The 23,044-nt window shown below is 72.0% G+C and carries 19 protein-coding genes; 11 read left to right on the plus strand and 8 right to left on the minus strand.

All coding sequences use genetic code 11. The annotated features are described in order from the left end of the window. Positions 1-203: 203 nt before the first annotated feature. Positions 204-2,522: a bifunctional diguanylate cyclase/phosphodiesterase gene (locus ACSP50_RS02415; protein ID WP_043510731.1), complete on the minus strand. Its 2,319-nt coding sequence runs from the start codon at positions 2,520-2,522 to the stop codon at positions 204-206. A gap of 94 nt (positions 2,523-2,616) precedes the next feature. On the opposite strand from ACSP50_RS02415, the gene ACSP50_RS02420 reads away from it, so the two are divergent. Continuing rightward, on the plus strand, positions 2,617-4,161 hold the full coding sequence (locus ACSP50_RS02420; RefSeq protein ID WP_014687564.1) for an APC family permease: 1,545 nt from the start codon (positions 2,617-2,619) through the stop codon (positions 4,159-4,161). Between the two features lie 23 nt (positions 4,162-4,184). Here the strand turns inward: ACSP50_RS02420 and ACSP50_RS02425 are convergent, their stop codons facing one another. After that, the gene (locus ACSP50_RS02425) at positions 4,185-5,450 is read right to left on the minus strand and encodes an NAD(P)/FAD-dependent oxidoreductase (RefSeq protein WP_014687565.1); all 1,266 of its coding nucleotides are present in this window, start codon (positions 5,448-5,450) and stop codon (positions 4,185-4,187) included. Between the two features lie 79 nt (positions 5,451-5,529). Between ACSP50_RS02425 and ACSP50_RS02430 the strand changes: the two genes are divergently transcribed. Then, positions 5,530-6,564 (plus strand): YbhN family protein, encoded by a 1,035-nt coding sequence (locus tag ACSP50_RS02430; RefSeq protein ID WP_014687566.1) that lies wholly within the window; start codon positions 5,530-5,532, stop codon positions 6,562-6,564. A gap of 336 nt (positions 6,565-6,900) precedes the next feature. Here the strand turns inward: ACSP50_RS02430 and ACSP50_RS02435 are convergent, their stop codons facing one another. Continuing rightward, entirely contained in the window at positions 6,901-7,485 is a 585-nt protein-coding gene (locus ACSP50_RS02435) for a TetR/AcrR family transcriptional regulator (protein WP_043510733.1), read from the minus strand. An 84-nt stretch (positions 7,486-7,569) separates the two neighbouring features. Here ACSP50_RS02435 and ACSP50_RS02440 point away from each other — a divergent pair, with 84 nt between their 5' ends. From ACSP50_RS02440 to ACSP50_RS02465, 6 genes are all read left to right on the plus strand, one after another. Continuing rightward, a complete protein-coding gene (locus tag ACSP50_RS02440; RefSeq protein ID WP_014687568.1) occupies positions 7,570-8,796 on the plus strand; it encodes an MFS transporter in 1,227 nt (408 codons plus the stop codon). Positions 8,797-9,975: 1,179 nt separating this feature from the next. Continuing rightward, a complete protein-coding gene (locus tag ACSP50_RS02445; protein ID WP_014687570.1) occupies positions 9,976-11,397 on the plus strand; it encodes an alpha/beta hydrolase in 1,422 nt (473 codons plus the stop codon). A 208-nt stretch (positions 11,398-11,605) separates the two neighbouring features. Next, complete coding sequence (locus ACSP50_RS02450) at positions 11,606-12,193, plus strand: TMEM165/GDT1 family protein (protein ID WP_014687571.1); 588 nt, start codon at positions 11,606-11,608, stop codon at positions 12,191-12,193. Between the two features lie 15 nt (positions 12,194-12,208). Continuing rightward, on the plus strand, positions 12,209-12,904 hold the full coding sequence (locus ACSP50_RS02455; RefSeq protein WP_014687572.1) for a cyclase family protein: 696 nt from the start codon (positions 12,209-12,211) through the stop codon (positions 12,902-12,904). Continuing rightward, complete coding sequence (locus tag ACSP50_RS02460) at positions 12,901-13,941, plus strand: tetratricopeptide repeat protein (protein ID WP_014687573.1); 1,041 nt, start codon at positions 12,901-12,903, stop codon at positions 13,939-13,941. Before ACSP50_RS02455 ends, ACSP50_RS02460 begins: the two co-directional genes overlap by 4 nt. A 40-nt stretch (positions 13,942-13,981) precedes the next feature. Beyond that, positions 13,982-14,695 carry a tetratricopeptide repeat protein gene (locus ACSP50_RS02465; protein ID WP_014687574.1) on the plus strand — a complete coding sequence of 238 codons (714 nt, stop codon included), beginning with the start codon at positions 13,982-13,984 and terminating at the stop codon, positions 14,693-14,695. 54 nt (positions 14,696-14,749) lie between these two features. Here ACSP50_RS02465 and ACSP50_RS02470 read toward each other — a convergent pair whose 3' ends face one another. Together ACSP50_RS02470 and ACSP50_RS02475 are read right to left on the minus strand one after the other, a co-directional pair. Continuing rightward, the gene (locus ACSP50_RS02470; RefSeq protein WP_014687575.1) at positions 14,750-16,549 is read right to left on the minus strand and encodes an MFS transporter; all 1,800 of its coding nucleotides are present in this window, start codon (positions 16,547-16,549) and stop codon (positions 14,750-14,752) included. Positions 16,550-16,553: 4 nt separating this feature from the next. Beyond that, entirely contained in the window at positions 16,554-16,985 is a 432-nt protein-coding gene (locus ACSP50_RS02475) for a MarR family winged helix-turn-helix transcriptional regulator (protein WP_172898843.1), read from the minus strand. Between the two features lie 102 nt (positions 16,986-17,087). Between ACSP50_RS02475 and ACSP50_RS02480 the strand changes: the two genes are divergently transcribed. Continuing rightward, positions 17,088-17,582, plus strand: a complete 495-nt coding sequence (locus ACSP50_RS02480; protein WP_014687577.1) for a hypothetical protein — start codon at positions 17,088-17,090, stop codon at positions 17,580-17,582. Between the two features lie 38 nt (positions 17,583-17,620). After that, the gene (locus tag ACSP50_RS02485) at positions 17,621-18,247 is read left to right on the plus strand and encodes a LamG-like jellyroll fold domain-containing protein (protein ID WP_014687578.1); all 627 of its coding nucleotides are present in this window, start codon (positions 17,621-17,623) and stop codon (positions 18,245-18,247) included. A 6-nt stretch (positions 18,248-18,253) separates the two neighbouring features. Here ACSP50_RS02485 and ACSP50_RS02490 read toward each other — a convergent pair whose 3' ends face one another. Next, positions 18,254-19,438, minus strand: coding sequence for a glycoside hydrolase family 18 protein (locus ACSP50_RS02490; protein WP_231956844.1), 1,185 nt, complete (start codon positions 19,436-19,438; stop codon positions 18,254-18,256). Between the two features lie 76 nt (positions 19,439-19,514). On the opposite strand from ACSP50_RS02490, the gene ACSP50_RS02495 reads away from it, so the two are divergent. After that, a complete protein-coding gene (locus ACSP50_RS02495; RefSeq protein WP_231956845.1) occupies positions 19,515-21,533 on the plus strand; it encodes an alkaline phosphatase family protein in 2,019 nt (672 codons plus the stop codon). On the opposite strand, the gene ACSP50_RS02500 is transcribed toward ACSP50_RS02495, so the two are convergent. After that, positions 21,480-22,310, minus strand: a complete 831-nt coding sequence (locus tag ACSP50_RS02500; RefSeq protein ID WP_014687581.1) for an SDR family oxidoreductase — start codon at positions 22,308-22,310, stop codon at positions 21,480-21,482. The genes ACSP50_RS02495 and ACSP50_RS02500 overlap by 54 nt on opposite strands. 15 nt (positions 22,311-22,325) lie before the next feature. Continuing rightward, positions 22,326-22,994 (minus strand): DedA family protein, encoded by a 669-nt coding sequence (locus tag ACSP50_RS02505; protein ID WP_014687582.1) that lies wholly within the window; start codon positions 22,992-22,994, stop codon positions 22,326-22,328. Positions 22,995-23,044: the final 50 nt, after the last annotated feature.

Below are 23,044 nucleotides of genomic sequence, written 5' to 3' on the forward strand. Positions count from 1 at the left end.
ACGCTATCGCGTCGCGGTGCGGAGCGCGGGCGGCCGGGGGGACGTGGCGGCGTCCTCCCCGGCCGGATCCGGGCGCTTGGGGCAGATCCTCAGATCGTGTGAAACGTCCTGGAACAGGCGATGTAAATGCCCGTTGACCTCTGCCTCAGCGGTTTCAGCGTCCACTGTAGGCGACGATCTTGCGGCGTGGAAACCCGGGATGCTTACTCACCGTGAGCAGTGGTCTGCTCACTCGCCGGCGGTGCCTCCGCCGGGAAGAGGAGGTCGTCCATCGCCGCGGCGGTCAGCGGTTCGGCGAAGTAGTAACCCTGGCCGAGCTCGCAGTTCCCGCCGGCCAACTCGCTGAGCTGACCCACGTGTTCGATCCCCTCGGCGACCGTGGACAGCTGCAACGCCTGCCCCAACTGGATGATCCCCAGCGTGAGGGCCGCCGCGGCCGGCATGTCGCCGATGTCGTCCACGAACGACTTGTCGATCTTGATGATGTCCACCGGGAATTTACGCAGGTAGGCGAGAGACGAGTAGCCGGTACCGAAATCGTCGATGGCCAGGCGTACCCCCAATTCCTTGATCTCCTCGAGCCGCCGCAGCGTCTCCGGCCGGTGGTCCACCAGTAGGGATTCGGTCAACTCGATGATCAGGCATTTCGCCGGCAGCCCGCTGTCGGCCAGCGCGGCCGCCACCAGTTGCGGCAGGTCCGCGCGTTCCAGCTGGACTGCGGACAGGTTGACGCTGACCGTCAGCGGCGCCTGCCCGGAGCGCTGCGTATTCCACCGGGCCGCCTGCCGGCAGGCCTCCCGCAGCACCCATTCGCCGATCGGCACGATCAGCCCGGTCTCCTCGGCGAGCGGGATGAACTCCAGCGGCGGAATCATGCCCCGGTCCGGATGCTGCCAGCGGACCAGCGCCTCCAGCCCGGAGATCTCCTCGGTGCGCAGCCGCACGATCGGCTGGAACCGCAGCTCGAACTCGTGCCGCAGCACCGCCCGGCGCAGGTCCGCCTCCATCTGCAGGTGCTTCTGGAACGATTCGCGCATCGCCGGCTCGAAGATCGCGTACTGGTCCTTGCCGAGCTTCTTCGCCTCGAACATCGCCAGGTCGGCGCGGACCAGCAGGTCGTCGGCATCGGTTTCACCGACCTCGGCCCAGGCCACGCCGACGCTGCAGCTGGCGAAGACTTCGCGCCCGTCGAGGTCGAACGGTTCACGCAGGGCGGCCACGATCCGCCGGGCGACCGGCACCGCGGCTTCCGAGCCGACCACGCCGGGGATGAGCACGGCGAACTCGTCACCGCCGAGCCGGGCCGCGGTGTCGCCGGTGCGCAGGCAGTCGCGCAGCCGGTCGGCGACGCCGGCGAGCAGCCGGTCGCCGGCCGCGTGCCCGAGCGAGTCGTTGACCACCTTGAACCGATCCAGATCGACCAGCAGCGCGGTCACCCCGCCGGCGCCGACGGTGGCCAGCGCGTTCTCCATCCGGGTGGTGAACAGGGTCCGGTTGGCGAGCCCGGTCAGTGAATCGTGGAAGGCGTGGCTCATCTCGCGCAGCGTGCGCGCGTCGGTGATGGCCAGGCTGATGTGCTCGGCGAAGGCCTGCAAGATTTCCTGGGAAGCACGATCCCAGTGACGTACGGCGGTGAACGAGCCGACGAACATCGCGCCGACGACCACCCCGTCCTCGTGCACCGGCACAGCCGCCACACTCTTGAGCCGGGCCCGGACGATCTCCGGCACCGCGATCGGTGAGTTCGCGTAGTCGTCGATCGCGACCAGCTCATCACCCATGATCGCGAGGCCGGCGGCGCCGAGCGCGGCGACCGGCACCGACTGCATCCGCTGGACGCCCTCCTCGGGCACGCCCTGGCTGGCGATCAGGCTGGTCCGGCTCGGATCGTCGAGGTCGAGCACGGTCAGCCCGGCCATTTCCACGTCGAGCAGGTCGGCCGCGCTCGCCACGATCTGGTCGAGGATCCGGCGCAGCGGCTCGCGCCGGGCGATCGCCCGCTGTACCGAGCTGAGCTCCTCGAACAGGCGCTGGCGCCGCTGCAAGGAGTTGATCAGCCGATCGTTCTCGGCCGCCTGCCGGCGTTCCGCCTCGATGAGGTGCAGCGCCTGCAGGCTCAGCTCCAGAACCCGGGCCATGCCGCGGAGCAGGCACACCTCTTCGATGCTGAACGGCGTCTCACGGCCGAGCACCAGGACGCCCGGGGCGAGTCCGCCCAGGTGGGCGAGGGTTACCGCGTACACCCGGCCGTCGATGTCGAGGCTGGCCCGGCGGCCCGCGGCGGCCTCGGCCAAGGCGTACGCCGGGACGACGGGCAAGCCGACCGCGGCCGCGACGCCGCCGTCGACCATCAGCACGGCGAGGTCGGCGTCGAGCGCACGCATCGCGCATTCGACGGCGGCATGCTGGGCGGCGGCCTCGTCGGGCCGGTCGGCGACGACGGCGAGAAACTCCGTCAGCTGCTGGGTGGCGAGCACATGATTGCTGTCGGCCGGCAACCCGCCCAGTTGAGGATTTGCCACCCGGTCAAGGCGGTGTGCCAATCTGGTCACGAGCGGTCATTGTCTGGTCACGTATGGTTGTCAAAGTCCGCTTCGGTGCGCCTGAATAGAGTCCGTGGGCACCCCTGACGAACCCTCGGACCCCGACGATCCCGCACCAGCGCACCTGGCGGCCGGCCGCCTGGGTGCCGGCTCCGCCGCCTTCTTCGGCGTCGCCGCCGCCGCGCCGATCGTCACGGTGGTCACGGTGATCCCGCCGGTCCTGGCCGTCGGCGCCGGTCCGCTCGCCGCACTCGCCGTCGTCGCCGTCGCGATCGTCCTGTTGATTTTGGGTACGCCGTACGCCACCATGATTCGCCGCCGACCCAGCGCCGGAGCGGTGTATCCGCAGCTCGCCCGCGGTCTCGGCCGCCCCGTCGCGGTCACCGGCGGCTGGCTGGCCCTGGCCGGGTACCACGCGATCCAATTCGGTCTCTACGCGATGCTCGGGCAGGCCGCAGCCCCGGTGCTGCACAGCTGGTTCGGACTGACCGCCCCCTGGTGGGCGGTGACCGCCGCGGGCTGGGCGCTGGTCGGGTGGTGCGGCATGCTGCGCATCGAGTTCGCCGCCGCGGTGCTCGCCGTCCTCACCGTCACCGAGGCCGCGGTGCTGACCGGGCTGGCCGCCGCCAACCTGCTGCGTCCGGCCGGCGGCCGGATCGAGACCGGCACCTACCTGCCCGGCGAGCTGTCCCGGGTCGGTCGGCCGCTGCTCGGCGTGCTGCTCGTCGTCGCGGTGCTCGCCTTCGCCGGCTTCGAATCCACCGCCGGATACGCCGAGGAGGCCCGCAACCGGCACCGCACCGCCGGCCGCGCCGCCCGGCTGGCGATCGGGCTGCTCACCGTGCTGCTGGCCGGCGTGACCTGGAGCATGATCGTTACGGCCGGGCCGCGCGGGGTCGCCGGCCGGGCCGCCGCGCGCGGCCCGGAGCTGCTGTTCGCGCTGGCCGACGAGCGGGTGGCGCCGTGGGCGGTGACGCTCGGCCGGCTGGCGCTGGTGGCCGGCCTGCTTGCCGCGATCATGGCGGTGCACCACGCGATCGCCCGATACCTGTTCGCCCTGGGCCGGGAGGGGGTGCTGCCCGGCGTACTCGCCGATCTCTCGCCACGGACCGGCGCGCCGCGCGCCGCCTCGCTGACCCAGACCCTCGTCGCGGGGGCGGCCTCGACCGGCGCCTACCTGGCCGGCGCGGAAACCTCGGCCCGCACCGCACGCTGGCTGACGGTCGGCGGCGGGCTCGCCATCCTGGTGTTGTTGCTGCTCACCGCGCTGGCGGCGCTGCTGCACCTGAACCGGGAGCCGGCTACCGAGGGGATCTGGGCCCGCTTCCTCGCGCCCCTTCTGTCCACCGTGTTCCTCGGGGTGCTGGTCCATCTCGCGGTGCTCGACCTGCCGGCGCTGGTCGGGGGAGGGCCGGCGGCCGGGTGGGTGCTCGGCGGGCTGGCGGTGTGCCTCGCGATCGGCATCGGTCATGCGCTGGTGCTTCGGTCGGTGCGGCCGGTGGTGTACGCCGGCATCGGGCTGGGCGGCGCCGCACTGGTGGTGACCCCGCAGACCGCCGTGCAGATCCCGAAGCAGCGGGACCCCGGCGCGCACCGGCCGGAACGCGTCAACCGTTGAGGCCGTCCCCAGCGCGGGTGGCGTCAACCGCGGAGCGGAACCGCGCTGCCGCGGACCATGCCCAACTGCACCGGCTGGCGGGACAGGGCCGCGTCCAGCGCCCAGTCGGCCGTCACCCGGACCCGGTTCCCGGGCATCGCCGCCAGGTGATAACCCCTGGTCATCGCCTTGGCCACCACCCCGCTCAGCGGCACTCCGAACGGGTTGGCGGCCGCCGCCCAGCCGCCGAGATCCACGGTGAAACCGAGATCCCGATGGCGGTACGGGCGTCGCCGCCCCTGCCCGTACGACGCCGCGATGTTGCCCGCCACCAGCCGGCCCTGCCGTACCGCGTGCTGCGCGGTCATCCCGGTCAGCGAGCCGGGCCGCAGCACATCCGGCACCGCGGCCGCGTCCCCGCAGGCGAACACGTCCGGGCGGCCCGGCACGTTGAGGAACTCGTCGACGACCAGCCGGCCCTCCCGGGTGGCCAGGCCCAGGCCGGTGACCAGCGGTTCCGGGCGCACCCCGACACACCAGACCAGGGTCCTGGTGAGGATCTTCTCGCCGGTGCTGAGCCGAACGCCGTCCGCGCCGGCCTCCTGGACCGAGGCCCCGGTCAGCACCCGCACCCCGCGCCGCCGCAGCACGTCCGCGGCGGTGTGCGACAGCCGCGGATCCAGCGTCGGCAACACCCGGTCGGCGGTGTCCAGAATCAGCCAGCGCGGCAGGTCGCGGATCAGGGGCCGGGACGCCGCCAGCGCGGCCGTGAACAGCGCGCCCTGCGCCGTCACCTCGGTCCCGGTGTAGCCGGCGCCGGCCACCACGAACGTGCACCGGGCACGCCGCTCCACCGGATCGCTGGACTGGGCGGCCAGCTCGATCTGCCGGATCAGGTGGTCGCGCAGGTAGAGCGCCTCGGCCAGACCCCGGAAGCCGTGGGCGTATTCGGTCACGCCCGGGATTGGCAACAGCCTGTTCACACTGCCCAGCGCCAGCACCAGCCGGTGGTAGCCGAGCACCCCACGGCGGCCCTCCGGATCGGCCCACTCCACGGTCCGGGCATCCAGATCGAACGAGCCGGCATGCCCGAGGACCACCCGGACCCCGTCCCGGGCCAGCGGCACCGACACCCGGCGCGGCTCCAGCAGGCCGGTCGCGACCTCCGGCAACAGCGGCAGATAGAGGAAGTAGTCGGTCGGATTGAGCAGTACGATCTCGGCGCGACCGCCGGCGATCCGGGCCAGCCGGCGGGCCGCGGCGTGACCGGCGAAGCCGGCGCCGACGATGAGAATCCGGGGGCGGGGCATGCCGAACAGCCTGCCACCGGCACCAACCGTCTGCGGGAAAGATGCGCGAAGTGCTCACGCCGGTGCGACGATCGGAGAGATGACCGCGACCGGCGCCCCGGCGGCTGCCACGTCGGCTGCCGGCCCGCCACGCCGTTGGCGCCGGGGGCCGGTGGTGGCCGCCGTGATGGTGATCATTCTCGGCACCGAGCTGATCATCGGCTGGCCCGCGCTGAGCGGCGCGATCGGCCAGCTCCGCGCACCACACTGGGGGTGGGTCGGCGCGGCCCTGGCCGCCGAGATCGTGTCGATGGGCACCTACGCCCGGATGCAACGGGCGCTGCTGCGCGGCGCCGGCAAGAAGGTCAGCGTCCGTCGGCACGTCGCGATGGCCTATGCGGCCCACTCACTGAGCGTGACACTCCCCGGTGGCCCGGTTTTCTCCACAAGCTTTAACTTCCGGCAAATGCGGCGGTACGGCGTGACCCCCGCCGAAGCGTCCTGGTGCATCGCCCTCAGCGGTGTCCTGTCCACCGGCGCGCTGATCCTGGTCGGCTCGGTCGGCGGCCTCCTCGCCCGGAACACCGGAAGCTGGCGCAGCCTCGCCGGATATGCCCTCGGCGCGATCGCGGTCACCGCCGCCGTCCGGCTGCTCGCCAAACACCCGCTGTGGCTCGACCGGCCGGTGCGCGCGCTGCTCGGCAGCGTCAACAAGGTCCGGCGCCGGCCGCCGGAACACGGGGCGGACCGGCTGTTCGGCTTCGTCACCCAGCTGCGGGCGATCCGGGTCCACCCGGTCCACTTCCTCGTCGCGGTACTGCTGGCCTGCGCCAACTGGCTCTTCGACGCGCTCTGCCTGTGGGTCTGCTGCATCGCGGTCGGGGCGGACCGGATCACGCCGGTGCACCTGCTGATCGCCTACTGCGCGGGGATGGCGGCGGCCAGCGTGCCGGTGATCCCCGGCGGGCTCGGTGTCGTCGACGCGGCCCTGATCCTGGGACTCGTGGCCGGTGGGCTGACCAGCGCGAGCGCCATCGCCGCGGTGGTCCTTTACCGGGCCATCAGCTTCGTCTTCATCATCGGCGCCGGATGGCTCGTCTGGCTCCTGCTCCGGCGCCGGGCCAGGGCCGAATAGCCGCTTCGCCGCGCCCGGAGTCGCGCAGCGCGCATCGTGGGGCCGCGCTCACTCAGTGATCCGTGCCCCGCGCATCTGAGCGCTCCTGTTGCGCACCCGCGCACCCAGTGCGCTCATGCGCCCCGCGAGCCCCCGCGCCCCCCTCGCCCCGCGCGCCCCGCGCGCCCCGCGCGCCCCGCGCGCCCCGCGCGCCCCGCGCGCTCATGCACCCCGCGCGCCCCGCGCACCCGCGCGCTCGTGCACCTGGGCATCCGTGCGCTCGTGCGCCCCAATGCGCCCACGCTCGGCGGGATGCTGCTCGCGGCGGGGTGGGCTCACGCGTACCGCGGAAAGAAGTCAATGGGGGAGGGTTGCCTCCAGGAGGGTTTCGGCGAGCGTGCGAGCGGTCTTGGCGGCGGCGGGACCGTCCTGGCGGGCGCCGACGGTGGCGCCGTCGTAGAGGACGACCAACTGGGCGGCGAGAGCGTCCGGATCGGGGGCGTCCGCCTCGGCGGCGAGCCTGGTGAGGAGCTGGCGGGTCCAGGCGCGGTTGGCGGTGGCCTCCTCGCGGACGACCCCGTTCGGATCGGCCTCGGCGCCGGCGTTGTAGAAGGCGCAGCCGCGGAAGCCGGGAACCTCCGCCGCCTCGGCCAGCGAGTCGAAGACGGCGAGCAGGCGGCCGCGAGTGTCGGTGTGCTGATCGACATGCCGCATGATCCGGTCGCGGCGCTGCTCGTGCCGGCCGTGCAGATAGGCCCGGACCAGGCCGTCCTTGTTCCCGAACACGGTGTAGAGCGAAGCCTTGGCGACGCCGGCCTGCTCGATCACCCGATCGATGCCGACGGTGTGCACGCCCTCGGCATAGAACAGCTCGTCAGCGGCGGCGAGCAGGCGCTCCCGCACCGACTGGCGCGGTGACCGGCGAGGTGACCCAACTGACATGCGATTGACGGTAACAGACAGACCTGTCTAGTGTCAGGTCCAGCAAGCAGACAGACCTGTCTGTTCAATCACTGGGGGAAACCCATGACCACCGCAACCGCACGACAGCCCGCCCCGACGGTCGTCCCGGCCCGCCTGAGCCGGCCCGCCGCGTTCACCGCGATCGCCGCCATCCTGGTGACATTCGCGGCGGCGTCCGCCGTCCCGTCCCCGCTCTACGTCGTCTATCAGCATCTCTGGGGCTTCTCCCCGGCGATGCTCACGGTGGTCTTCGCCGTCTACGTGGTCGCCCTGATCGCCACCCTGCTCACCCTCGGCGCGCTGTCCGACTACATCGGCCGCCGCCCGGTGCTGGCCGGCGCGATCCTGCTGGAGGCGGTCGCGCTCACCCTGTTCCTGACTGCCGGCGACGTCGGCACCCTGCTGGCCGCCCGGGTGGTGCAGGGGGTTGCCACCGGCGCGGCGCTCAGCACGCTGGGCGCCACCCTGATCGACCTCAACCCGGCGCACGCTCCCGGCCGGGCCGGTCTGATCAGCGGCATCGCGCCGGTCGCCGGGCTGGGCATCGGCGCGTTCGGCTGCGGAGTGCTGGTGAAATTCGCGCCGTTCCCCACTCACCTGGTCTATGCGTTGCTGCTGGCCGGCATGGTCGTCGCCGCCCTCGCGGTGGCCTGGATGCCGGAGACGTCCGGCCGGCGCCCCGGCGCGGCCGCGTCCCTGATCCCGCGGCTCGGCGTCCCGGCCCGGCTGCGCGGTGACCTGTTCGCGCTGATCCCGATCATCGTGGCCAGCTGGGCGCTCGGTGGGCTCTATCTCTCGCTCGGTCCGTCGGTCGCGTCCGACTCGTTCGGCATCCACGACCACCTGGCCGGGGGCCTTGTGGTGGCACTGGTCTGCGGCACCGGAGCGGTCACATCATTCCTGCTGCGTCAGGTGGCCACACCGCGAGTCCTGACGATCGCCGGGTCCGGCTTGCTCCTCGGCGGCGCGCTGGGGTTCGCCGGCCTCGAAACCGGCAGCCTGCCCCTGGCCGTGATCGGCTCGATCATCTCCGGCGCCGGCTTCGGCGCCGCCGCGCTGGCTTCGTTCAGCACGCTCGCCCGCATCGCCGAGCCCCACGAGCGCGGCGAGCTCCTGGCCGTGGCGTTGACGATCTCCTACGCCGCCCTCAGCATCCCCGCGGTCATCGCCGGCCAGACCGCCACCCACATCGGCCTGCACATCACCGCCCTGTGGTACGCCGCCATCGTCGCCGCCCTGGCCCTACTCGCCCTCGTCGCCCAGCGCCTGCGCTCCCGCTCCCGCGCCTGACACACCCGCGGCCCGGTGCTGCGCCTTGACACACCGCGGCCCGGTGCTGCGCCTTGACACACCAGCAGCCCGGTGCTGCGCCCTGACACACCCGCGGCCCAGTGTCGCGCCTGACCCACCGCGCCCCAGGCCTCGCTTCTGTCTGGTGCGGCCTGGGTCCGGCGGCCCCGGCCTTGGTTCGGCCCAGGCCCTGATTCGGCTCCGGGCGTCGGTTCGGCTCCGGGCGTCGGTTCGGCTCCGGGCGTCGGTTCGGCTCCGGGCGTCGGTTCGGCTCCGGGCGTCGGTTCGGCTCCGGGCGTCGGTTCGGCTCCGGGCGTCGGTTCGGCTCCGGGCGTCGGTTCGGCCACGGGCATCGGCTCGGTTCGGCGTGGGCTCGGCTCGGGCTCGCGCCTCGGTCCAGTCCTGCGGCTCGTCGGGAAGAACCTGTGCTCGCGATGGGTCTGTGTGTTTGCCGTCGATTCTGCGGTCGCGGTGGGTTCCGGGTGGGCGCCGGGCTGACCGGGCAGCTCAGCCGGTGCTGTGAGCTGCCCGGGTGGCGCGCAGGGGGCGGCCGGGTCTGCGCTGTTTCGGTGGTTCCGGGGTTGGGCGGCCGGTTGCTGACCGGTGCTGCCGACCGCGTCGGCTGATCAACCCTTTCGTGTCCGTCTCGGCGTGGACGGGTGTGGGTGCCCCTACGACGGCTCAGCATATGGGGCGAAACGGACATCGAGGGGCGAGGGAATGAAGAGAATCTGGGCGGCCGCCATTGTGGTCGCGCTCGGTGCGGCCGGCACCGCGACCACCTCTGCGCAGGCCGCTCTGCCGCACGGCGCGCCGAATGGCGGGCAGGCGGCTTCGCCTGATGGCGTGGCGGGAAACAAGCAGGTGACCTCGTCGGGCGGCGCTGCGAGCGGCGGGTCGGCTGCTTCGTCGGGCGGCGCTGCGAGCGGCGGGTCGGCTGCTTCGCCGGGTGGTGCTGCGAGCGGCGGGTCGGCTGCTTCGCCGGGTGGTGCTGCGAGCGGCGGGTCGGCTGCTTCGCTGGGCGGCGCTGTAGGCGATGGAACTGCGGCGCAGCCAGGCGGCGCTGCGGGTGGTGGGGTGGCGGGTCTGCGGCGGGGGACGCCGAACTACACACCGACCGCGATTGTCTGGAATGCCTGTACGGAGTTGTCGCTGAAGGCTCAAGGAGCCGAATGCGGCATGGTCAGCGTGCCGATGGATTACGACAATCCGGGCGGGACCAAGATCGAGCTGGCGGTGGCCCGGGTCAAGCACACCGTTCCGGCCGCTCAGTATCAAGGGGTGATGCTGGTCAACCCGGGCGGCCCGGGGGGTGCGGGGCGGGGCATGGCGACGCTCGGCGCGAAGGTGCCCAACGACGTCGGGGACGCCTACGACTGGATCGGGTTCGATCCGCGCGGCGTGGGGGCCAGCAAGCCGAAGCTGACCTGTGACAGTGCCTATGCCGGCTATCGCCGGCCGGCCTACGTGCCGGTGACCGCGGCGCTGGAGGACTCCTGGCATCGGCGGGCCACGAAGTATGCCGCGGACTGCGCCAAGGCGGGCGGGCCGCTGCTGGATCACATGCGCACCGAGGACTCGGTGCGGGACATGGACAGCATCCGTAAAGCGCTCGGCGCCGACAAAATCAACTTCTACGGCTTCTCGTACGGGACCTATCTGGGCCAGGTTTACGCCACCCAGTTCCCGGACCGGGTGCGCCGGATGGTCCTGGACGGGAACGTCAACCCGACCCGAGTCTGGTACCAGTCGAACATCGACCAGGACATCGCCTTCGACCGGAACATCAAGATCTACTTCGGGTGGCTGGCGAAGAACGACAAGTCCTACCACCTGGGGCGGACCGCCAAGGACGTCGAGGCGCTGTATTACCGGCAGCTCGCCGAGCTGACCAGGAAACCGGCCGGCGGGGTGATCGGGCCGGCCGAACTGACCGACATCTTCCTGCAGCCGGGCTACTACATCTTCGGCTGGGAGTCGGTGGGACGCGCCTTCTCCAACTGGGTCGTCAAGAAGGATCCGGCCGGACTGAAGAAGCTCTACGACGACAACAACCCCCAGACGGCGGGCGCCGACAACAACTACGCGGTCTACCTGGCCGTGCAGTGCACCGACGCGCCGTGGCCGGCGAAGTGGGCGGACTGGTCCCAGGACAACTGGAAGGTGTACCACCAGGCGCCGTTCGAGACCTGGGGCAACGCCTGGTACAACGCGCCGTGCCGGCACTGGGCGGCGAAACCGGACCGGCCGGTGCGGGTGGACGGCAGCAAGGCCCCGCCGATTCTGCTGCTCAGCGAGACGCTGGACGCGGCCACCCCGTACACGGGAAGTCTGGAGGTTCGACGGATCTTCCCCCGGTCCGTGCTGGTCGAGGGCGTGAACGGGACGACGCACGCCGGGTCGCTGTTCGGTGACTCGTGTGTCGACGACACGGTCGCCGCCTATCTGGGCACCGGGGCGCTGCCGGCCCGGGTGTCCGGCAACCACTCGGACAAGCAGTGCAAGCCGCTGCAGCCGCCGACGCCGGGCAAGCCGCCGTTGCAGCGCTCCGGGCAGCTGTCGGACCGCCTCCGGCTCCAGCAGCTGATCAACAGGCGGTAGGGCGCCGCCGGGGCGTCAGCTATGCTGGGCCACGCGAAGGGGAGTAGCTCCCAATGTCGCGGTCGACATACTGACGTTCCGGCGTCCGGCCGCGCGGCCTTGCGACACTGAGGCGAGCGAGACCTTCGACCAGGCTGTCCATCACCAGGCGGCCGGGTCGAGGTCGTCCTGCGCCCAACACCCGGTCGTGTGCTCACCGGGAGTTCTCATGTCAGGTTTCGCCGCCGCGCTGGGTCTCAGTTTCGCGGTCATCTTCGTCGCCGAGCTCGGCGACAAGTCACAGCTCATGGCGATGACCTTCGCCACCCGTTTCCGGCCGTTGCCGGTGCTGATCGGGATCACCGTGGCCACCGCCCTGGTCCACCTGGTCTCGGTCGGCATCGGCTACGGTCTCGGCGCGGCCCTGCCCACCCACTGGATCTCGCTGGTGGCGGGTATCGCGTTCCTCGCGTTCGGCGCCTGGACACTGCGCGGCGACAAGCTCACCGACGAGGAGAAGTCGAAGGCGGAACGCTCGACCGGTTCCGCGATCCTCGCCGTCGGTGGCGCGTTCTTCCTCGCCGAGCTCGGCGACAAGACGATGCTGGCGACGATCACGCTGGCCACCCAGCACGGCTGGTTCGGCACCTGGGTCGGTTCGACGATCGGCATGGTGGCCGCGGACGCGCTCGCGATCCTGGTGGGCCGGCTGCTCGGCCGGCACCTGCCGGAGCACATCATCAAGTGGGGCGCCGCGGCACTGTTCGCTATCTTCGGCATCTGGCTGATCGTCGAGGGTGTCGTCGGCCTTTCATAGGGGAGGGAGCGGCCGATGGTTCGGTTCGTCGAGCTCAGCCACGTGATCCGGGACGGCATGGTCACCTATCCGGGCCTGCCCGCCCCGCGGTACGCCGAGCACCTGAGTCGCGTCGAGTCCCGGGACCGGTACGCGCCGGGCACCGAGTTCGCCATCGACCGGATCACCATGGTCGGCAACACCGGGACGTATCTGGACAGCCCCTTCCACCGGTACGCCGACGGCACCGACCTGGCCGGCCTGCCCCTGGAGCGGCTGGCCGGCCTGCCCACGGTCGTGGTGCGCGCGGCCGGCGGCCCGGCGCGCGGGATCACCGCCGCCCAGGTGGCCGGCCTGCCGGTGGCCGGTCACGCGGTGCTGCTGCACACCGGCGGCGACCGGCACTGGGCCACCCGGGACTACGCGGTCGACGCGCCCTATCTGACCGGGGAGGCCGCGCGGGCCCTGGTCGACGGCGGCGCGGTGCTGGTCGGCATCGACGCGGTCAACATCGACGACATCTCCGCCGAGGCCCGCGGCGAACGCCCGGCGCACAGCCTGCTGCTGGCCGCCGGGATCCCGATCGTCGAACACCTGACCAACCTGGCGGCCCTGCCGGTGCACGGCGCCCAGTTCACCGCGGTGCCGCCCCGGCTGGCCGGCTTCGGCACGTTCCCGGTCCGCGCGTTCGCCACCGTCCCGATCGTGCCCGGGCCGCGGGAGCAGGGGTGACCACCGCCCAGCCGATCGCGATGGCCCGCCTGCAGTTGCAGCGGGGCGAGGCGCAAGCGGCCGCCGAACTGCTGGGGCCGGTGCTGGCCGCCGAACCCGACCACGTGACCGCGCTGGTCCTGATGACCCACGCGCAGCTCGCGCTGGAGAAACCGGACCTGGCGCACGAGGTCGCGGCCCGGGCGGTGCGGTACGCGCCCGGTTCGGCGGAGGCGCTGACCGCGCTCAGCCGCACCCTGACCGCGCTGGGGCGGCACGACGAGGCGATCGCGACGGCGCAGGCGGCGACGGCTCGGCAGCCGGAGAACCCGTACCGGCACAACCGGCTCGCCTGGGCGCTGCTCGAACAGGGTCTGCGGCCGGTCGAGGCGGAACACGCCGCCCGCGAGGCGGTGCGGCTCGACCCGGACGAGGCGGACTTCCGGATCACGTACGCCATGGTCATGAAGCAGTTGAATCTGCCGGAGCGCGCGCGGGAGGCGTTGCGGGACGCGTTGCGGATCGCGCCGGACAATGCGATCGCCCGGCACGAACTGGCCGCTTTCGACGTGGTGCACCGCAACCCGTTCGCGCTGCGCCGGCTGGCCCGCGGGGTGACCGGGCTGGTGGCGGCACTGCGGGCGGATCCGCGTCAGGAGGCGAGCCGGCATCTGCTGGACGCCGCGCTGCGACAGTTCCTGACGTACGCGGCGGTCATGATGGGGGTGTTCGCCTACCTCGGGTGGCGCGTGGCGGGGGAGTCCGCCCCGTGGGCCCGGGTGCTCGCCGGCGCGGCTTTCCTGGTGCCCGCGGCGTACGCGAGCTATTTCGTCGCCCGGCTGGACCGGGTGCTGAAAACGTACCTCCGGGAGGTCGTCAATCGGCATCGGGCCGCGAGCGTCGCCGCGGCCGTGACCCTCGCCCTGCTGCTCACCGCGACCGTCGCGCCGGCCGCCTGGCTGCCGGCCCTGCTCGGCCTCGCCTGCCTCGCCGGTTTCATCGTCCGGCTGTTGAGCCTGACCGTTAACTTAAGAAATCGTCGCCGCCCGCCGAAGTGAGCCTTGTGAGCCCCGTCCCCTGGCTACCCGGAGCGGCCCGATGACCGACCTGGCACCAACCGCACCACCCCCGTATCCCGGGGCCGCCGAGCGTCCGTTCGCCGACCCGGCCGACCCGGCGATCGCCCGGGCCGCCGCACTGTTCGAGAACATGCAGCCGGCCGAGGCCGCCGCGGCGCTGGAACCGGTGCTCGCGGCCAATCCGGAGTCACCCGCCGGATGGATCCTGATGGCCCGCATCCGGCTGGCCCTCGACCAGGTGGAACCGGCGTTCGCCGCCGCGCACCGGGCGATCGAGCAGGCGCCCGAGGATCCGCGTCCGCTGGCCATCGCCAGCCGCGCCCTGACCCTGCAGGGCAAGCACGACGAGGCGATGTCGATGGCGTACCGCGCGGTCATCGTCGAACCCAAGAACCCCCTCTGGCACGACCGGGTGGCGTGGGCGCTGCTCGCCGCGGACCGGCAGCTGGCCGACGCGGAACAGGCGGCGCGTACGGCGATCGGGCTGGACCCGAACGAAGCCCACTACTACTTCACGCACGGGGTGGCGCTGGCCGCGTTGGGGCACGTGGACCAGGCCCGGCAGGCGTTGACCACCTCGCTGCGGCTGGAACCGAACAATCCGGTGGCCCGCCAGCGCCTGGACATCCTGAACGGCGACGCGGCCCCGGTGGTGGAGAAGAAGAAGCGTGGCTGGAAACTCTTCGGCCGCAAGGGCGACTCCGTGCCGATCCGCCCGGAGGAACGCACCTGACCCGGCATGCGACGACGGCACCTCCCGGTGGGAGGTGCCGTCGTCGTGGGGAGGTCAGTCCCGGGTCGCGGGGTCTTCCCGCGGTTCCGGCATCCGGGTCGCCGGCTGGAGCGGCTGGGCTTCGGCGAGTTCAGCGCTGAGTTCGGCCTCGTGCGCCACCAGGTCGGGGCCGTCGGCGGCGCCGTCGGTGGGCAGGCTCGATTCGGGCTGAGGGCGGATCAGCGAGGCCAGCGCGCCGAGCACGGCCATGCCGATCGCCATCCAGAAGACGACGACCAGGCCGTCGTGGAAGGGGTCGGCGATCAGCCGGGGGAAGAATTCCAGGCCGGTCAGGTTCTGCGCGTTGCCGGCCGGGAGCGCGGCCAGGGTCTGCGGGCCGAGGAGTTCGGCGATCGGGTTGTAGCCGAGGAACGCCGCGAACAGGGTGCCGACCGGGGGCAGGCCGGCGGCCCGGGTCGCGACGTCGGCCGGAACGCCCTGGGCGGTCAGCCCGGCGTGCAGGCTGGCCGGCAGGGAGTCGGCGAGCCCGGCCACCATCAGCGAGAAGAACACGCCGATGGAGAGCACCTGCCCGGCGTTCATGAAGGTGGCCCGCATCCCGGAGGCGGCGCCGCGCATGTTGGCCGGGACCGTGGACATCAGCAGCGACGTGTTGGGTGCGGAGAACAGGCCGCCGCCCAGGCCGTTGATGAAGATCAGCAGGGCGAAGACCGGGTAGCTGAAGTCGCCGGGGATGAGCAGCAGACCGGCGAAGGACGCGGCCATCACGAGCAGGCCGCCCGCGGCGAACGGGCGGGCGCCGTACCGGTCGGAGAGGAAACCGGAGAGCGGGCCGGCGGCCAGGAAGCCGATGGTCATCGGGACCAGGAAGATGCCGGCCCAGAGCGGGGTGCGCTCGTAGTCGTAGCCGTGCAGCGGCAGCCAGATGCCCTGCAGCCAGATGATCAGCATGAACTGCAGGCCGCCGCGGGCGACGCTGGCCAGCAGGTTGGCGACGTTGCCGCCGGTGAAGGCGGCGTTGCGGAACAGCTTGAGGGGGAACATCGGTTCGGCGACCCGGGTCTCGATGATCCCGAAGATGATCAGCACGACGGCGCCGCCGATCAGGCCGGTGAGCACCCACGGGTTGGTCCAGCCCTGGGTGTGCCCGCCGTAGGGCTGGATGCCGTAGGTGATGCCGACCAGGACCGCGGTGAGGCCGATCGCGAAGGTGGCGTTGCCCCACCAGTCGATGGTGGCGTGCCGGCGGACCCCGGTGTCGTGCAGCGACCGGTACGCCCAGATCGCGCCGATCACGCCGAGCGGGATGTTCACCCAGAAGACCGAGCGCCAGTCCCATTCGGCGAGCACGCCGCCGGCGACCAGGCCGATGAACGAGCCGGCCAGCGCCGAGACGATGTTGACGCCGAGCGCCATGCCGCGCTGCCGGGGCGGGAAGGCGTCGGTGATGATCGCCGCCGAGTTGGCCATCAGCATCGCGCCGCCGATCGCCTGCAGCACCCGCCAGCCGATCAGCCAGATTGCGCCGCCGCTGCCGGTGAACGGGTCGATCGACAGGATGATCGAGACGACCGCGAAGATCGCGAAGCCGGCGTTGTAGATCTTCACCCGGCCGTACATGTCGCCGAGCCGGCCGAGGGTGACCACCAGGACCGCGGTGACCAGCATGTAGCCCATCAGCATCCACAGCAGGTAGCTGACGTTGCCCGGAGCCAGCGGGTTGATCTTGATGCCCTTGAAGATGGCGGGCAGCGAGATCAGCACGATCGACGAGTTGATCGTCGCGAGCAGGTTGCCGAGGGTGGTGTTGGAGAGCGCGACCCACTTGTAGCGCGGATGGTCGACGGGGAGCATGCGTTCAGTCCTTCGTGAGCAGGTCATTCAGCCGGCCGAGGGCCGGTAGCGCGGCGGTGATCGCCGCCCGGTCCTCGGCCGTCAGCTGGCGCAGCAGGTCGGAGAGTGCCTCCGCGCGCCCGGCCCGGCGCCGGGTGACGGCCGCCCGGCCGTCGTCGGTGATGGTCACCACCACCGCCCGGCCGTCCGCCGGGTCGCTGCGCCGGGTGGCCAGGCCCTCCCGCTCCAGACGGGTGACCAGCTGGGTCATCGCCGGTTGGCTGACGCCCTCCGGCGCGTGCAGCTCGCAGAGCCGGTGCGGGCCGGAGCGTTCCAGCCGGGCCAGGGTGGAGGCGGCGGTGAGGCTGAGCTCCTCCCGGGGGGTGATCCGGCGGAGACCCGCGTAGAGATGTTCGAAAGCGGTCGCGATGGCCGCGTCCTCGTCCGGGATGCGCACCGTCAATTTATATCATCCTATTATGGAACAGGCGAGTTCCACTCCGACGCGCGACGGCGGAATTCCCACGAGGCGCCCGGGAAGCCTGGGACCATGCGAGACATGGACGAGTTCTGGCTCCACCCACGGCTGGGGACGGCAACTCGGGACGGCCGGGCGCCACGGCACTACCTGCTCGCTCTCCAGCAAGCCATGCACACCCTGGACGCGGATCCGCGCTGGCGGCAGTGGTGGAACCGGAGCGGGATCCGGGGATGCCAGCTCGGCATCGTCACCGAGGGTCACGACCACCTGCGGCCCAGCGCCGACATCCGGCACGTCGACGACCAGCTGCGGGCCAACTTCACCTGCGCGCTCCCGTCGACCTGCACCGACCAGGAGCTGATGCGCCGCGCGGTGTCCGAGGTGCGCACCATGTTCGAGGTGATCCGGGCCGCCATGGCGCTGCCCGCGCTGCCCCCGGACCCGGAGCCGGCGGACCCGCCGAGCGGCTCCGGCGACCTGCCGGTGACCGAACGACCGCTCACCTCGGTGCCCCGCGAACTGGAGCACGAGGGGTACCTGACGCTCACCCAGGTACAGAACTTCTTCGGCTGACCGGGGCTGACGGTATGCTTCCGCCGCCGGTTCCGGTCATGATCGTCCGGTACGACTTCGACGCACCGGGCCTCACTCGGGACACCTCCGGCTTCGGCCACACGCTGCGGATCGTCACCGCCCGCGGCGGCCGGATCCGCACCGTGGTCCACGGCACCGGCACCGCCCTGGCCTTCCCGGCCCGCTGCGACACCGGCCCCTGCCCGCACGTGGCACTGCAGAGCCCCGGCACCGCGGATCTCAACCCGGGATTGCGGAATCTGGCGTACGGCGCGGACGTCCTGCTCGCACCCGGACAGACCAGCAAGGGTGAGAACGTCGTGCAGAAGGGCTACTCGAAAACCAGCAGCCAGTACAAACTGCAGGTGGACGGCATGGCCGGGGCGCCCAGCTGTGTGCTGGTCGACGTCCGGCGCCCCGGCCTGATCCGGATGGTGCGCAGCTCGGTGACCGCCGCCGACGGCCGCTGGCATGCCGTCCGGTGTGAGCGGGCCGGCAGCCGCTTCGAGATCTATGTGGACGATGTGCTGCGCGGCCGGACCCGGATCCCGGCCGATCTGGAGGTGGCCAACGACCGGCCGCTGAGCATCGGCGGTAAGGGTGCCTTCCGGGACAACGACCAGTTCAACGGCGTACTCGACAATGTCTGGGTCCGGATCGGCTAGCGACCGTCAGCCGGCCAGGGCGGTGAGCAGCCGGCCGTCCGGGGTGTCACCGGACAGCTCCCAGGCGAAGACGCCGGCCAGTCCCCGCTCGCGCGCATAGTTGACCTTCCCGCGAATGGTGTCCGGAGTGTCGTAGGACCACCACTGCACCCCGCATCGGGCGTACGCGGTGCCGCCCACCGTTCCGGTCGGCGGGCATCGCCCGGCCAGCACCCGGTAGTCCTCCATGCCCTTCTCGTAGGTGCCGGGCGCCGGGCCGGTCGCCCGCCCACCCGGCGCGGGACTGCGCACCCCGGTCCAGCCCCGCCCGTAGAAGCCGACCCCGAACAGCAGCTTCGCCGGCGGCACCCCCTGGTTGAGGAGCTGGGTCACGGTCGCGTCGGTGGTCGCGCCGGGGCGCGGGATGCCCGGGTAGCCGGTCAGCGGCGAATGCGGCGCGGTCTGCTTGTCGGCGGTTCCGGCGCCGAAATAGTCGTACGTCATCGCACTGAGCCAGGTGGCCTGCGCGGCCGCCGCCGAGTAGTCGACCGCCTGCAACTTCTTCAGGTCGCCGGGGACGGCGGCGGTCACCGGCGTACCCGCGCCGAATGCCGTGCGGAGCGCGGCCAGCACCTTGGCCAGGGCCTCGCGCCCGCTGGTGTCGCACTGCAGACCGCAGGCGTTCGGGTACTCCCAGTCGATGTCGATGCCGTCGAACACGCCGGCCCAGCGCGGGTCGGTGACCAGGTCGTGGCAGGACTTGGCGAACGCGGCCGGGTCGCGGGCCGCCTGGGTGAACCCGGCCGACCACGTCCACCCGCCGAACGACCACAGGATCTTCAGCCCCGGGTGGGTCGCCTTCAGCTTCTTGAGCTGCCCGAAGTTGCCGCGCAACGGGGCGGTGGGCGCGTCGGCTGCGCCGTCGACGCTGTCCGTCGCGGCGATCGGCTTCTCGTAGGCCGCGTACGGGTCGCCCACCCCGCACCGGCCACCGTCCACCTTGCCGAAGGCGTACAGCAGATGGGTGAGCCGCCCGGCGGCTCCACTGCTCACCAGATTCTTCACCCGGTAGCCGCGCCCGTAGGCGCCCCATTCGGTGAAATAGCCGGCCACCACCCGGGACACGGGCGGGGCGGGGTCCGCCTTCTCGGGGGCTTGACAAGCCGCCATGATCAGGACGAACGGGATCATCAGTACTGAGCGCACACGCACCGTCCCGAAGCTAGCCGAACTCCTCCGAAAGGGTGCGGACACGCGGTCCGTGTCCGGCTGTGAAATCGTCGAGGGCGTGCCACTGAGCCCCGAGGTGCGTGCCCTGTTCACCTGGCGCCGAGTGCTGGGCCGGGCCCGCGGCGTGCTGCGCAGCGCGGTCACCACCTTCGTCGTGGTGACCGTGACGCTGTGGCTGATGCCCGGCGTGGCCGGCGCCGACATCGTCGACACGCTCGGCCTGGTGGTGCTGGTCGCCGTGGTGGGCGCGGTGCTGCGCCCGCTGCTGCTGCTCGGGATCACCGCGCTGGGCGGCTGGGGCGCCATGCTGTCCGGCGTGATCGCCCAGGTCATGGTGATGGTGGTCGCCCTCGAACTGGACCCGGCGAGCCGGATCAACGGCCTGCCCAGCCTGGTCACCGCGGCCATCCTCGCGGTCATCTTCGCGGCCCTGCTGGACTGGATGGCCGACGCCGGCAGCGACGACACCTTCGTCCGGGAGGCCCGCCGGCTGATGCGCGGGGTCCGGCGCCGCGCGGCCCGCCGCGCCGGCGGCCCGCTCCTCAGCGCCCGCCGCCCCCGCCCCGGCACCGAGCCCGGCCTGCTCGTCGTCCAGCTCGACGGGGTGGCCGAGCCGGTGCTGCGCTGGGCGATCCGGGCCGGCAACCTGCCGGTGCTCGGGAACTGGCTGCGCAGTGGCAGCCACAGCCTGCGGCCGTGGCACACCGGGCTGCCGTCGACCACCCCGGCGTCGCAGGCCGGCATCCTGCACGGCGCGTCCCGGCAGATCCCGGCGTTCCGCTGGTTCGAGAAGGAGACCGGCAAGGTGATGGTCTCCAACCGGCCGCGGGATGCCGCGGTGATCGAACGCCGGCTCAGCGACGGGCACGGGCTGCTCCGCGACGGCGGGGTCAGCATCAGCAACGCGTTCGGCGGGGACGCCGTCACCAACCTGCTGACGATCAGTCACGCGGCGCTGCCCGGGCGGTCGGCACGGGGCTGGGCGGCGTTCATGGCCTCGCCGTACGGCTTCACCCGGGCCCTGGTCCTCGGCGTCGCCGAGGTCTTCACCGAGCTGCACCAGGCCCGCCTGCAGCGCCGCCGGAACGTGCAGCCGCGGGTCAGCCGCTCCGGCGCCTACCTCGCGCTGCGCCCGGCCGCCATGCTGCTGCGCGACGTGAACATCTCGCTGGTCGCCGAGCAGATGGCCCGCGGCGTCCCGGTCGTCTACTGCGACCTGGTCGACTACGACGAGGTGGCGCACCACGCCGGCCCGGCCCGGCCGGAGTCGATGCGCCAGCTGGAGAGCCTGGACCGGATGCTCGGCGTGCTGGAACGACTCTCGCCCGAGGCGGCCCGGCGATACCACCTCGTGGTGCTCTCCGACCACGGGCAGAGCCAGGGCGCCACCTTCCGGCAGCGGCACGGCGAAACCCTCGACGAGGTGGTGGAACGGCTCACCAGCGAGCCGGCCGCCGCACCCCGGGAGTCCGATCCGGCGCCGATCGCCGCCCCGCTGCTGGTGCTCTCCTCCGGGAACCTGTCGCTGGTCTATCTGGCCCGGCTCCCGCACCGGGTGCTCCGGGCCGAGATCGAACAGCGGTATCCGCGGCTGATCGCCGGCCTGGCCGCACACCCCGGGGTCGGTCTGGTGATCGTGGGCGACGAGCACGGGCCGATCGCTTTCGGTCCCGGTGGCAGCCACCGGCTGCGCGACGGCAAGATCGACGGCAAAGATCCATTATTGCCGTACGGTCGTCACGCGCGCGCCGACCTGCTGCGGCACCAGGAGTCGGCGCACCTGGGCGACCTCGTGGTGATCAGCTCGGTCGACCCGGAGACCGACGAGGTGGCCGCGTTCGAGGAGCTCGTCGGCTCGCACGGTGGACTCGGCGGCTGGCAGACCGACGCGATGCTGGTCCACCCGGCCGCCTGGCCGATCACCGCGGACCTGCACGGGCCGGACGCGGTGCACCGTCAGCTCATCGAGTGGCTGGTCATGCTCGGGCTCCGCGAACAGGTCACCCCGGCGCTCTCCGGCATCTCAGTCGAAACGACGCGCGACCCGCTGGCTGAGCGACCAGTACGAGGCCGGTAACAGCCGGACCAGCAGGTCAGCGGCGCGCGCCTCCCGGGTGATCACCAGACGCGGGCGGCGGGACTGCACCGCGGCGACGATCTGCCGGGCCGCCTCCTCCGGGGGCAGGGTCAGCGCCCGTTCGTGGAAGTTCCTGTTCTGCGCGGCCTGCTCACCATCCGGGTCGGGGCCACTGAGCCGCGCGTTCAGGGCGATGCCGGTGCGCACCCCGCCCGGGTGCACCACGGTCACCCCGACCCCGCGCGGCGTGAGCTCGTGGCGCAACGACTCGGTGAAACCGCGTACCGCGAATTTGCTCGTCGCGTAGGCCACCTGGCCCGGCGGAGCGATCAGGCCGAAGAGGCTGGAGATGTTGACCAGGTGCGAACCCGGCCGGGCCAGCAGCTGCGGCAGGAAGGCCTTGGTCATCCGGATCACCGCGTGCAGGTTGATCTCCAGCAGCCACTCGACGTCGGCCAGCCGGTTCTGCTCGAAAGTGCCGGAAAGGGTGACGCCGGCGTTGTTGATCAGAAGATCCGCGCCGCCGAGGCGCGACGAGACTTCGGCCGCGAGGTCCAGGCGGTCCTCGCCGTCACCCAGATCGACGGTGTACGTCGTGACGCCCGAAACGCCGAGGTCACGCGCCAGCCCGGCGACCCGCTCCAGGCCCTCCGCATCCTTGTCGACCAGGACCAGCACCGACCGGCGGCGGGCCAGTTCGAGCGCGAGCGCCGCGCCGATGCCGCCGGCCGCGCCGGTGATCACGCAGGTACGTCCCGCGAAGCTGAACCTTCGCACCCGCCTCCGCCTTCCTCACACGGGTTTCTCGCCGGGCGGCTGCGCTGCCGCGGCCCGGGCGCGCCGGCGCCGGATGTGCCGCACGTGCAGCGCCACATAGGTCGCCACGGCCAGCACCACCAGCGCGATCGCCGGCCACTTGTACCGGTGCGCCTGGTCGATGATGGTCACCAGGTTCTGGCCCAGCAGGTACGACACCGTGGTCCACCAGCCGACCCAGAGCGCCGCGCCGATCGCGTTGTACAGCAGGAACGTCCGCCACGGCATCCGGGTGATCCCGGCGATCACGCCGTTGAGCTGCCGCAGCCCGTCGATGAACCGGGCCACCACGATGATCCGGTTGCCCCGCCGGGCGAAGAACTGCTCCGCCTTCTCCAGCCGCTCCGGGGTGACGAAGATGTAGCGCCCGAACCGGTTGACCACCGCACGGCCGCCGCGCAACCCGATCCAGTAACCGATGTTGTCGCCGAGCACCGCGGCCACGAAACAGATCAGGGCGACCACGTAGATGTTCATCCGGCCGGCGCCGGCATAGATCGCGGCGGCCACCATGATCGTCTGACCGGGGGCCGGCACGCCGAAGCTCTCCACCCCGATGACGCCGGCGAGGGCCAGATATCCCCAGCGGTCCAGAATTGGCGCGACGCTGTGGAGGAACCCGGGAAGCTCGGCTGAAGGTGGCATCGGCTACACGGTAGCCGTCGTCACCGGCAACGGCCGCATGGACCAGACCT

Source organism: Actinoplanes sp. SE50/110, assembly GCF_900119315.1.
In the GTDB taxonomy this organism is placed as follows: domain Bacteria; phylum Actinomycetota; class Actinomycetes; order Mycobacteriales; family Micromonosporaceae; genus Actinoplanes.

Coding starts and splice junctions, on each gene's coding strand:
- ACSP50_RS02445 (WP_014687570.1), top strand. CDS start 9,976: ATGGTCAGCGTGCCGATGGATTACGACAATCCGGGCGGGACCAAGATC.
- ACSP50_RS02450 (WP_014687571.1), top strand. CDS start 11,606: ATGTCAGGTTTCGCCGCCGCGCTGGGTCTCAGTTTCGCGGTCATCTTC.
- ACSP50_RS02470 (WP_014687575.1), bottom strand. CDS start 16,549: ATGCTCCCCGTCGACCATCCGCGCTACAAGTGGGTCGCGCTCTCCAAC.
- ACSP50_RS02440 (WP_014687568.1), top strand. CDS start 7,570: ATGACCACCGCAACCGCACGACAGCCCGCCCCGACGGTCGTCCCGGCC.
- ACSP50_RS02425 (WP_014687565.1), bottom strand. CDS start 5,450: ATGCCCCGCCCCCGGATTCTCATCGTCGGCGCCGGCTTCGCCGGTCAC.
- ACSP50_RS02455 (WP_014687572.1), top strand. CDS start 12,209: ATGGTTCGGTTCGTCGAGCTCAGCCACGTGATCCGGGACGGCATGGTC.
- ACSP50_RS02480 (WP_014687577.1), top strand. CDS start 17,088: ATGGACGAGTTCTGGCTCCACCCACGGCTGGGGACGGCAACTCGGGAC.
- ACSP50_RS02485 (WP_014687578.1), top strand. CDS start 17,621: ATGATCGTCCGGTACGACTTCGACGCACCGGGCCTCACTCGGGACACC.
- ACSP50_RS02435 (WP_043510733.1), bottom strand. CDS start 7,485: ATGTCAGTTGGGTCACCTCGCCGGTCACCGCGCCAGTCGGTGCGGGAG.
- ACSP50_RS02430 (WP_014687566.1), top strand. CDS start 5,530: ATGACCGCGACCGGCGCCCCGGCGGCTGCCACGTCGGCTGCCGGCCCG.
- ACSP50_RS02505 (WP_014687582.1), bottom strand. CDS start 22,994: ATGCCACCTTCAGCCGAGCTTCCCGGGTTCCTCCACAGCGTCGCGCCA.
- ACSP50_RS02465 (WP_014687574.1), top strand. CDS start 13,982: ATGACCGACCTGGCACCAACCGCACCACCCCCGTATCCCGGGGCCGCC.